Source organism: Gordonia sp. i37, from assembly GCF_002043085.1.
Lineage (GTDB): Bacteria > Actinomycetota > Actinomycetes > Mycobacteriales > Mycobacteriaceae > Gordonia > Gordonia polyisoprenivorans.
Genome location: NZ_MVPX01000455.1, coordinates 1 through 8983, shown reverse-complemented (window position 1 = coordinate 8983; position 8983 = coordinate 1). Strand labels below are relative to the sequence as shown.

8 protein-coding genes and 1 pseudogene are annotated in these 8983 nt (G+C 69.2%); 2 read left to right on the top strand and 7 right to left on the bottom strand.

What is annotated here, in order from left to right; translation table 11 throughout:
- The 5 genes and pseudogenes from B1964_RS22355 to B1964_RS22335 all read right to left on the bottom strand — a co-directional run.
- A pseudogene (locus B1964_RS22355) lies at positions 1-553 on the bottom strand (ABC transporter ATP-binding protein); the annotation flags it as partial.
- A complete protein-coding gene (locus B1964_RS22350) occupies positions 550-2382 on the bottom strand; it encodes an ABC transporter ATP-binding protein (protein WP_079931326.1) in 1833 nt (610 codons plus the stop codon). The gene B1964_RS22350 and the pseudogene B1964_RS22355, both read right to left, overlap by 4 nt.
- Entirely contained in the window at positions 2379-3227 is an 849-nt protein-coding gene (locus B1964_RS22345; protein WP_079931325.1) for an ABC transporter ATP-binding protein, read from the bottom strand. The genes B1964_RS22350 and B1964_RS22345 overlap by 4 nt, the downstream gene beginning before the upstream one ends.
- The gene (locus B1964_RS22340; RefSeq protein WP_079931324.1) at positions 3224-4282 is read right to left on the bottom strand and encodes an iron chelate uptake ABC transporter family permease subunit; all 1059 of its coding nucleotides are present in this window, start codon (positions 4280-4282) and stop codon (positions 3224-3226) included. Before B1964_RS22340 ends, B1964_RS22345 begins: the two co-directional genes overlap by 4 nt.
- Positions 4279-5289, bottom strand: coding sequence for an iron ABC transporter permease (locus B1964_RS22335; RefSeq protein WP_006369471.1), 1011 nt, complete (start codon positions 5287-5289; stop codon positions 4279-4281). The genes B1964_RS22340 and B1964_RS22335 overlap by 4 nt, the downstream gene beginning before the upstream one ends.
- Positions 5290-5516: 227 nt before the next feature.
- Between B1964_RS22335 and fgd the strand changes: the two genes are divergently transcribed.
- Positions 5517-6539, top strand: a complete 1023-nt coding sequence (gene fgd / locus B1964_RS22330; protein ID WP_079931323.1) for a glucose-6-phosphate dehydrogenase (coenzyme-F420) — start codon at positions 5517-5519, stop codon at positions 6537-6539.
- Positions 6540-6554: 15 nt separating this feature from the next.
- Here fgd and B1964_RS22325 read toward each other — a convergent pair whose 3' ends face one another.
- Entirely contained in the window at positions 6555-7508 is a 954-nt protein-coding gene (locus tag B1964_RS22325; RefSeq protein ID WP_253194122.1) for a LysR family transcriptional regulator, read from the bottom strand.
- 75 nt (positions 7509-7583) lie between these two features.
- On the opposite strand from B1964_RS22325, the gene B1964_RS22320 reads away from it, so the two are divergent.
- The gene (locus tag B1964_RS22320; protein WP_006369474.1) at positions 7584-8579 is read left to right on the top strand and encodes a DMT family transporter; all 996 of its coding nucleotides are present in this window, start codon (positions 7584-7586) and stop codon (positions 8577-8579) included.
- Here the strand turns inward: B1964_RS22320 and B1964_RS22315 are convergent.
- The coding region (locus tag B1964_RS22315) for a GNAT family N-acetyltransferase (protein WP_079931321.1) at positions 8517-8983 on the bottom strand (467 nt) is incomplete at its 5' end. The genes B1964_RS22320 and B1964_RS22315 overlap by 63 nt on opposite strands.

The following is an 8983-nucleotide window of genomic DNA, read 5'->3' as shown; positions in this document are numbered from 1 at the left end:
TGACCTTGCGCGACAACAGGTTCAGTGCGGCCAGCAACAACACCGTACTTACCAGGGCGACGCTGCCCAGCAGCGGATCGATCACCGTCAGCACCACGGCACCGGCCAGCACGCCGACCGCCGAGGAGATGGTCACCGGGATCACCTCGATGATGTCGGAGGCCTGCGCGGTGTCCTCGGCAATCACCGTGACGTACTCGTCTCGCGACAATGGCGAATCGTTGTCGCGCGCGGTGATCACCTTGGCGGACAACATCGCCCGCAGGTGACGCACGTGTCCGGCATTGGCCCGCTGCAGCCCGCGATAGGCGGTGCGCCACGACACCGACACGCACGTGATGACCGCGCCGAGGGCCGCGATCGAGATCACCGGCGCCCACCAGCTGTCCGAGGTCATCGCTCGATCGATGATGACGCCGAGGAGCACCGGCACCGCCGCCTCGGCGGCCTGGTACACGCACAGCAGTACCGAGCCCACCGCCACCGCGCCGCGATTGCGTCGGACGGCGTCGCGCAGCAGGGCCACCGCGGCACGGTCGGGTGTCCGGCTCATCGGGCGCCGTCCTCTCGAGTCCCGTCGTGCTCGGTGGCGCTCGACCACACGCGCCACAGCGCGGCGTACCGTCCGTCGGCGTCGAGTAGTTCTCGGTGGGTGCCGTACTCCCCCCCCCGGCCGCCGTCGATGACGGCGACGGCATCGGCCGCCGCCGACTGGCTGAGGCGGTGGGCCACGATCAACGCGGTGCGACCGCGGGTGACGGCCGCCGCCGCGGCCTCGAGCCGCGCCGCGCCGCGAGAGCCGGCCTCTGCGGTCGACTCGTCGAGAACCACCACCGGGGTGTCGCGCAACAACAGCCGTGCCAGCGCGATCTGCTGGGCGCGCATCGGGTCGAGCGTGAGGCCGCCGGAGCCGATACGGGTGTCGAGGGCCTCGTCGAGTTCGCGGACCCAGTGATCGGCACCCACCTTGGCCAGCGCCGACCACAGCTGCTCGTCGTCGGCGTCGGGTCGGGCCAGACGCAGATCGTCGGCGAGGGTGCCGGCGAATACATGGGTCTCCTGCGTCGCCACGCTCGTGAACGCGCGGATCCGGTCCTCGCCGAGACCGGAGATCGGTACATCGTTGTAGCGGATCGCATCCGGTGGCGCGCCGATCGGGGTGAGCACCCCGGCGGTCAGCGAGGCGATGGTCGTCTTGCCGGCACCGGAGGCGCCGACCAGCGCGAGACTCGTGCCGGCCGGGATCGTCAGATCGACGTCGTCGACCGCCGGGGCACCGTTCGCGTGATAGTGGTGGCGCAGCCCGCGCACCACGATCTCCACCGGCCCCGGCTCGGCGGGCGGCAGATGCGGCCGGGTTCCCGGAGCGAGGGTGTCGATCACCCCGACGACCCGGGTCATCGCCGCCCCCGACCGTTGAGCCTCGTCGAAGAAGGTCAGGATGGCGCCGATCGGATTGAAGAGTCGATGGAACAACAGGGTGGCCGCGGCCACCTGCCCGAGACTGACGTCACCGGCCCGCAGCAGCAGCCATCCGACGACGATGATCAGTGAGAGACCGACGAATTCGGCGCGGTTCTCGCGAGAGACGAACCGTTCGAGTACCCCGAACACCGAGACGGAGATGTCGCGCACCGAGCGGGCCGAGGCGTCGATCCGGTCACGGGTGGCGGTCTCCAGACCGTAGGCACGGACCGTCGTCAGCCCGTCGATACCTCCGACGAGGCGGTCGATGTGATCGGCCTCGGCGGTGCGGAGCTGGCGATACTTCGGTGAGGACCGGGGCAGATACCAGCGCATGGCCGCGACATAGGCCGGTGCGGCGCCCAGACCGGCCAGCGCCAACCGCCAGTCGAGGGAGAACAAGCCCGCCACCGAGACGACGATGAGCACCGACGAGCTGAAGATCGCGGGGATCGCGGTGCGCGAGCCCGCGACGAGAACCGCGATGTCGGCGCCGACCCGCGACAGCGCATCCCCGTGTCCGGCCCGTTCGATCCGGGTGACCGGCAGGCACAGCACCGCGGCCACCACCCGCTCGCGCATGGTGGCCAGCAGGCGTGCGATCAGGGTGGCGAGCAACGTTTCCGACAGTGCGGTGAACACGGCGGTCACCACCGCGGCGATCACCACCGCGATCGCGACGCCGACGAGGATTCCGCGGTCGTTGCCCGCCCGGACCGCGTCGACGATCGAGCCGAGCGCGAGCACCGCGACCAGCGAGGCACCTGCTCCGATGACCGAGGTGAGCACCACCCCGATACTCAGCGGCAGATGCCGACGCAGCTCGGCGCCGAGGTAGGCGAGCACCTCACGCGGCGTCGCGATCGGCAGCAGCGTGGATGCGTCGGACTCGTGGTGCTCCGGCGACGGCTGCGTCATACGGCGCGGCCCCGTGATTCTGTGCGGCCTCCCGGCACGACGTCGGTACACCGCTCGCCGACGGGCACCACCAGCGGCCGCGACGACACCGGATCGGCCATGACGCGGCTACGCAGACCGAACACCTCCCACAGCATTTCTTCGGTGATCACGTCCTGCGGTGCGCCCTGGGTGATCACCGCGCCGTCGCGCATCACCACCAACTCGTCGCTGTAGCGGCAGGCCAGCGCCAGATCGTGCAGCACCATCACCACCGTCCGCCGCTGTTCGGTGTGCAGGACGTCGATGAGGTCGAGGACCTCGAGGCTGCGGGACAGATCCAGGAAGGTGGTCGGCTCGTCGAGGAGCAGTGTGTCGGTCTGTTGCGCGAGCACCATTGCGATCCACACCCGCTGCCGCTGTCCGCCGGAGAGCGAATCGACGGTGCGGTCGGCGAGATCGGCCACGCCGGTCTGGGCGAGAGCCGCATGCACCACATCGCCGTCGCCCGCCGACCACTGGCGCAGCCAACTCTGGTGGGGATGGCGGCCGAGGGCGACGAGGTCGGCCACCAGGATTCCCTCCGGCGCGATCGGACTCTGCGGCAGCACCGCCATCGCGGTGGCGAGTTCCCGCGTGGACAGATCGCCGAGCGCCCGCCCGTTGATCTCCACCCGTCCCGACGAGATGGGGATCAGCCTCGAAAGTGCTTTGAGCAGTGTCGATTTGCCGCAGCCGTTGGGGCCGATGATGCAGGTCAGCCGTCCACGGGGGATGGTCAGGTCCAGGTCGGTGATCACCGGCGTGCCGCGGTAGCCGACGCTGATGCCGCGGGCGGCCAGTGCCTCGGTGGGGGGCGCACTCATACGGTCACCTTTCGATTCACGCGGATGAGGAGGACGAGCAGGAACGGCGCACCGAGAGCGGAGGTCACGATGCCGACCGGAGCCGATCCCAGGGCGTAACGCGCGAGGAGATCGGCGTAGAGAACGAGCGCGGCCGCGACCAGTGCGCTGCCGATCACCGGCGGGGTGGGGCTGCGATAGAGGAGCCGGGCCAGTTGCGGTGCGGCCAGCGCGACGAAGGTGATGGGGCCGGCTGCGGCGACCGTCGCCGCGGTCATCACCACGGCCGGGATCCACAGCAACAACAGGGTGGTGCGGACCGGCACACCGAGCGCACGAGAGACGGCGTCGCCGAGATGGGTGAGCCGAAAGTCGAACGCCGCCAACGCGATCAACGACATCCCGACGCCGATCGTGATCCACAGCGGGACGACCTGTCCCCAGGTACGGGCCTCCAGTGATCCGGTCAGCCACGATACGACGTCGGCGGCCTGGGCCAGACGTGACTGCACCAGCATCAGCGAGATGACGGCGCTGGCCAGGGCATTGACCCCCACCCCGATGAGCACCAACCGCATCGATTCCAGGCCGCCCCGGTAGGCCAGCGCGGTGATGACGACGGACACCAGGATGCCGCCGAGGAACGCGGCCCCGAGCGTTCCGACGGTGACCCCGCCGATCACCAGGCCCGCGGGCAGCAGTACGAGCATCGTGACGGCGGCCGCCGAGGCGCCCATCGAGACACCCAGCAAATCGGGGCTGGCCAAGGGATTCCGGGCCAGTGACTGGGTGATCGCACCGGCCGCACCGAGCGCCACACCCACGCCGAGGCCGACCAGCACCCGCGGCATGCGCCAGTCGAGCACGGTCACCCGGTCGATGCGGTCGCCGCCGCCGACCACGACCTGCGCCACGTCGGCCAGCGTGATGAAATAGGGGCCCGACGCCAACTCGACGAGGGCGGCGATGACCACGATCGCCGCCAGCAGCAGCGTCAGCAGCACGCCTCGACGCTTGATACGCATGCGCGGTACCGGCCAGACGAGTTCGTCGGGGCGGGGGAGGGTGGCCGTCATGTCTGCACCATCCGGCGGCGACGCACCAGATAGATGTAGACCGGCACGCCGATGAACGCGAGGATCACCCCGACCTGGACCTCGGCGGGACGCATGACCACCCGGCCGATGACGTCGGCGACGAGCATCAACGCGGCGCCCGCGGGCATACACGCCACGAGTAGCCAGCGATGGTCGGGGCCGGTGAAATGCCGCACGATATGCGGGACCACCAGCCCGAGGAAGGCGATCGGTCCGGCTGCCGCGGTGCCCGCGGCGGCCAGCAGGGTCAGGGCGAGAAAGCATGCGCCGCGGATCATCCCGACCCGGACGCCGAGCGCGGTGGCCAGTTCCGGACCTGCGGCGAGCACGTTGAGCGACGGGCCGCATGCCAGGGCCACCACCACGCCGACGATCATCAGTGGCGCGACACCGGCGAGGATGCCGAGGTCGCGTTCCACCAGCGAGCCGGCACTCCAGAAGCGGTACTGGTTGAGGCTGGCCTGATCGTGCAGGATCACCGCTGTCGTCCCGGCGATGAAGAACGCCGAGCACGCCGCACCGGCGAGGATCAGTGACAGCGGGTTGGCGCCCCCGCCGCCGAGCGAGGCCACCCCGAAGACCAGTGCAGCGGCGATGATCGCGCCGGCGACGGCGAACCACACGTAGGCCGACACGCTCTGCAGGCCGAAGAGGAAGACCGCGAGCACGGAGAAGAATGCGGCGCCGCCGGAGATGCCGAGGACACCCGGGTCGCCGAGCGGATTGCCGGTCAGGCCCTGCACGAGCGCCCCGGACAGGGCTATCGCCGCACCGACCGCGATGGCCATCAGGGTGCGGGGAATTCGCTGATCCCACACGATGATCCCGATGTCGCCGCCATGGCCCCGACCCGCGGTCAGGGCGTCGATCACCTGGGCCGGATCGGTCCAGCGCGTGCCGATCCACAACGACAGCACCGCACCCACCAGCATCAGCACGACCGCGACCGACACGGTGAGCACGCGGCGTCGGGTTGCGGTCGTCATCGACGGGGATACTGTCGCCGTTGCCGTCATCGTCACCACCTCTCCCCGGATGCACCAGGTGCCGCGTTCGTCCGATCCGCAGCGAGTCTATATGGAGCCTTACCTAAGTCCCTGGCCGCCGGTGGCGGAGGCTGCACTGACAGACGATCGATTCCATGAGTAGGTTGGAGCCCGGAGTGATCGTTCGGTTCGGTAGCCGCCGATGTGGCCGGCAGTGAGGTGGAGGCATGGCACAGGAACTCAAGCTCGGTCTGAAGGCGTCGGCGGAGCAGTTCGATCCCCGCGAGTTGGTGGAGATCGCGGTCGCCGCCGAGGAACACGGGATGGATTCGGTCGCGGTGAGCGACCACTTTCAGCCGTGGCGCCACAACGGCGGGCACGCGCCGTTCTCGCTGGCCTGGATGGCCGCGGTCGGCGAACGCACCAAGCGGGTGCAGATCGGTACCTCGGTGATGACGCCGACGTTCCGTTACAACCCGGCGGTCATCGCCCAGGCCTTCGCCTCGATGGGCTGTATGTACCCGGGCCGCATCATGCTCGGCGTGGGCACCGGTGAGGCGCTCAACGAGTACGCGACCGGTTTCCAGGGGGAGTGGCCGGAATTCAAGGAACGCTTCGCTCGACTGCGCGAGGCCATCGCCCTGATGCGTCAACTGTGGACCGGTGACCAGGTCGACTTCGACGGCGACTACTACCACACCCAGGGCGCGTACATGTATGACGTTCCCGAACAACCGATTCCGGTGTACGTGGCGGCCGGCGGGCCGGTCGTCGCGCGGTATGCCGGTCGGGCCGGCGACGGGTTCATCTGCACCTCCGGCAAGGGTGCCGAACTCTATACCGAGAAGCTGATCCCGGCGGTCAAGGAGGGCGCGGAGAAGGCCGACCGCGACTTCACCAAGATCGACCGGATGATCGAGATCAAGATCTCCTACGATCCCGATCCGCAACTGGCGCTGGAGAACTGCCGATTCTGGGCCCCGCTGTCGCTGACCGCGGAACAGAAGCACAGCGTCAACTCGTCGACGGAGATGGAGCGGTTGGCCGACGAACTGCCGATCGAGCAGGTCGCCAAGCGCTGGATCGTCGCCTCCGACCCCGACGAGGCCGTCGAGAAGGTCAAGTTCTACACCGACGCCGGCCTCAACCACCTGGTGTTCCACGCGCCCGGCCACGATCAGCGGCGGTTCCTGGCGAACTTCGAGAAGGATCTCGCGCCGCGATTGCGCAAACTGACTGTCGTCGACTAGGTTTCGTCGTCCGCGTCAGACTTCGGTGGGCGCCAATGACGACGGCTCCACCATCCCGTGCGTGCGCCGCACCTGCTCGTAGAGCAGGTTGATGACGCGCTCGGCCACCGGATTCTGCCGAGCCCGGTGATGACGGCGCAACGCCAGTGCTCGCCGCGGGGTGGGTTCGGCGATCGCGACGGTGCGCACGCCCGCAGGAAGGTCGATCACCGCCAGTGCCGGCACCACGGTCAGCCCGACACCGGCGGCGACGAAGCGCATGGCGGTGCCGTAGTCGTGGGTCTCGACACGGAAGTTCGGGGTGAAACCTGCTGCGGTACAAGCTCTCAGCAAGCCCTCGCGACACGGTCCGCGTGCCACGTCGTTGTCGATCCAGGCGTCGTCGGCGAGTTCGCGCAGCGTCACCTGGTCGCAACCGGCGTACGCCGAGCCTTCGCCGACGACCACCAGATAGTCCTCGGTCACCAGAGGTACGGAGTCGAAGCCGGGAACCGGGGTGACGATCGGTGCTCGGCTCAGGGCGCGCTCCGGGCTCTCCACATAGATCTCGATGTCGGGTGCGCTCGCCTCGGGATCGGCCAGCTCGATCAGCCGCAGATCGAGTCGGGTGTCCGGGAACTCGCGGCCGATGGTGGCGATGATCTCCGGCATCCATGCCGCGCCCGCGGAGGCGAAGTAGGCGACGCGCAGGGTGCCGGCGTTGCCGTGTCGCAGATCGGCGACCAGGCCGTCGAGGCGCGAGAGGCCGTCGAAGACCACCGAGGACTCGGCGGCCAGCGTCGTGCCGGCATCGGTCGGGACGATTCCGCGCCCCACCCGCTCGATCAGCGCGAGTCCGGTCTCGCGCTGCAGCCCGGCGATGTGCTGACTGACCGCGGACGGGGTGTAACCGAGCGCCGCGGCGGCGCCGCCGATCGACCCCTCGGCGACCACGGCGCGGAAGATGCGGAGGCGGTGGGGATCGATCATGACCACGACCATACAGTCACACTGATGGGTCAGTGTAGAAATATGAAATTGTGCTGAAGTCTCCGATGGTCGACCATGGAGAACATGACCTTCGGATCGCGCACTCTGAATCTCCCGGCGCTGGCCGCGCTGACCACGGTCACGCTGTGGGCGCTGTCGTTCATCGCGATCCGTTCGGCCGGGCACGCATTCTCGCCCGGCGTGCTCGCGGTGGGACGCCTGGCCGTCGCGGTGGTCGCCCTCGCGGTGATCGTTGCCATCGCCGGCATGAAGGCGCGACGAGGGGTTCGCCGCTCGGCGTTCCGACCGCCGCGCGGCCGGGCGCTCGTGCTCGTGCTGGCCTACGGGGTGGCCTGGTTCGGCGTCTACAGTGTGGTGCTCAACTGGGCCGAACGCCACATCGACGCCGGAACCGCCTCGTTGCTGGTCAACTTCGCCCCGATCCTCGTCGCGGTCTTCGCGGGACTCTTTCTCGGCGAAGGGTTCTCGACCCAACTGAGCGTCGGGATCGCGATCGCCTTCGCCGGCGTCGTGCTCATCACGTTCGGCGGCGGGGGAGCGCACGCCGACTGGCTCGGCGTCGGGCTGGGTCTGCTCGCCGCGGTCCTCTACGCCACCGGCGTGCTGTTGCAGAAGGTCGCGCTGGCCACCGTCGATGCCCTGACCGCAACCTTCTGGGGCGCGGTCGCCGGCCTTGTCGTCACCCTGCCGTTCGTGCCCGCCGCGATCGGTGAGGTCGCCTCGGCCTCGGCCGCCGACCTCGCCTGGATGGTGTTCCTCGGCGTCGGGCCCACCGCGATCGCCTTCACCACCTGGGCGTACGCCCTCTCGCGCACCGACGCCGGCGCGATGGCCGCGACCACCCTCGTCGTTCCGGCCCTGGTCATCGTCCTGTCGTGGCTGCTGCTCTCGGAGATCCCGACACCGCTGCGCATCGTCGGCGGGGTGCTGTGCCTGCTCGGGGTGGCGCTGACCCGCGGCCTCATCAAGATCCCCGGCGGTCGGCGATCAGTCGTCGGTGGGCGCCCGATCGTCGAGCGTGAGCTGGAGGAATGCGAGGTCAAGCCATGACCCGAACTTCGTCCCGACCTCGGTGAGCAACCCCACCCGAGAGAAACCGAGCCGCTCGTGCAGCCGGATCGATCCGGTGTTGGCGGCGTCGATACCCGCGACGATCACATGCACCCGATTCTCGCGGGCCCGGGTGATCAGTGCATCCATCAGCAGGCTGCCGATTCCGCGCCCCTGCTGTCCCTCGCGGACGTAGACCGAGTGTTCCACGGTGTGGCGGTAGCCGTCGTGCGGGCGGTACGGACCGTAGGTCGCGTAGCCCAGGACATGTTCTGCCGCCGGACTTCCGGTGGATTCTGGGACATCCCCCACCGGGGAGTCCTCCACTGCGGAGTCCTCCACCGCGACGAGCACAGGGAAACCGGCGGCCTGCCGCCCGGCGAGCCACTCGCGGCGGGTGTCGG

Excerpts from the sequence above, each read along its gene's own strand:
- B1964_RS22350 (WP_079931326.1), bottom strand. The coding sequence starts at position 2,382 with ATGACGCAGCCGTCGCCGGAGCACCACGAGTCCGACGCATCCACGCTG.
- B1964_RS22345 (WP_079931325.1), bottom strand. The coding sequence starts at position 3,227 with ATGAGTGCGCCCCCCACCGAGGCACTGGCCGCCCGCGGCATCAGCGTC.
- B1964_RS22340 (WP_079931324.1), bottom strand. The coding sequence starts at position 4,282 with ATGACGGCCACCCTCCCCCGCCCCGACGAACTCGTCTGGCCGGTACCG.
- B1964_RS22335 (WP_006369471.1), bottom strand. The coding sequence starts at position 5,289 with ATGACGACCGCAACCCGACGCCGCGTGCTCACCGTGTCGGTCGCGGTC.
- fgd (WP_079931323.1), top strand. The coding sequence starts at position 5,517 with ATGGCACAGGAACTCAAGCTCGGTCTGAAGGCGTCGGCGGAGCAGTTC.
- B1964_RS22325 (WP_253194122.1), bottom strand. The coding sequence starts at position 7,508 with ATGATCGATCCCCACCGCCTCCGCATCTTCCGCGCCGTGGTCGCCGAG.
- B1964_RS22320 (WP_006369474.1), top strand. The coding sequence starts at position 7,584 with ATGGAGAACATGACCTTCGGATCGCGCACTCTGAATCTCCCGGCGCTG.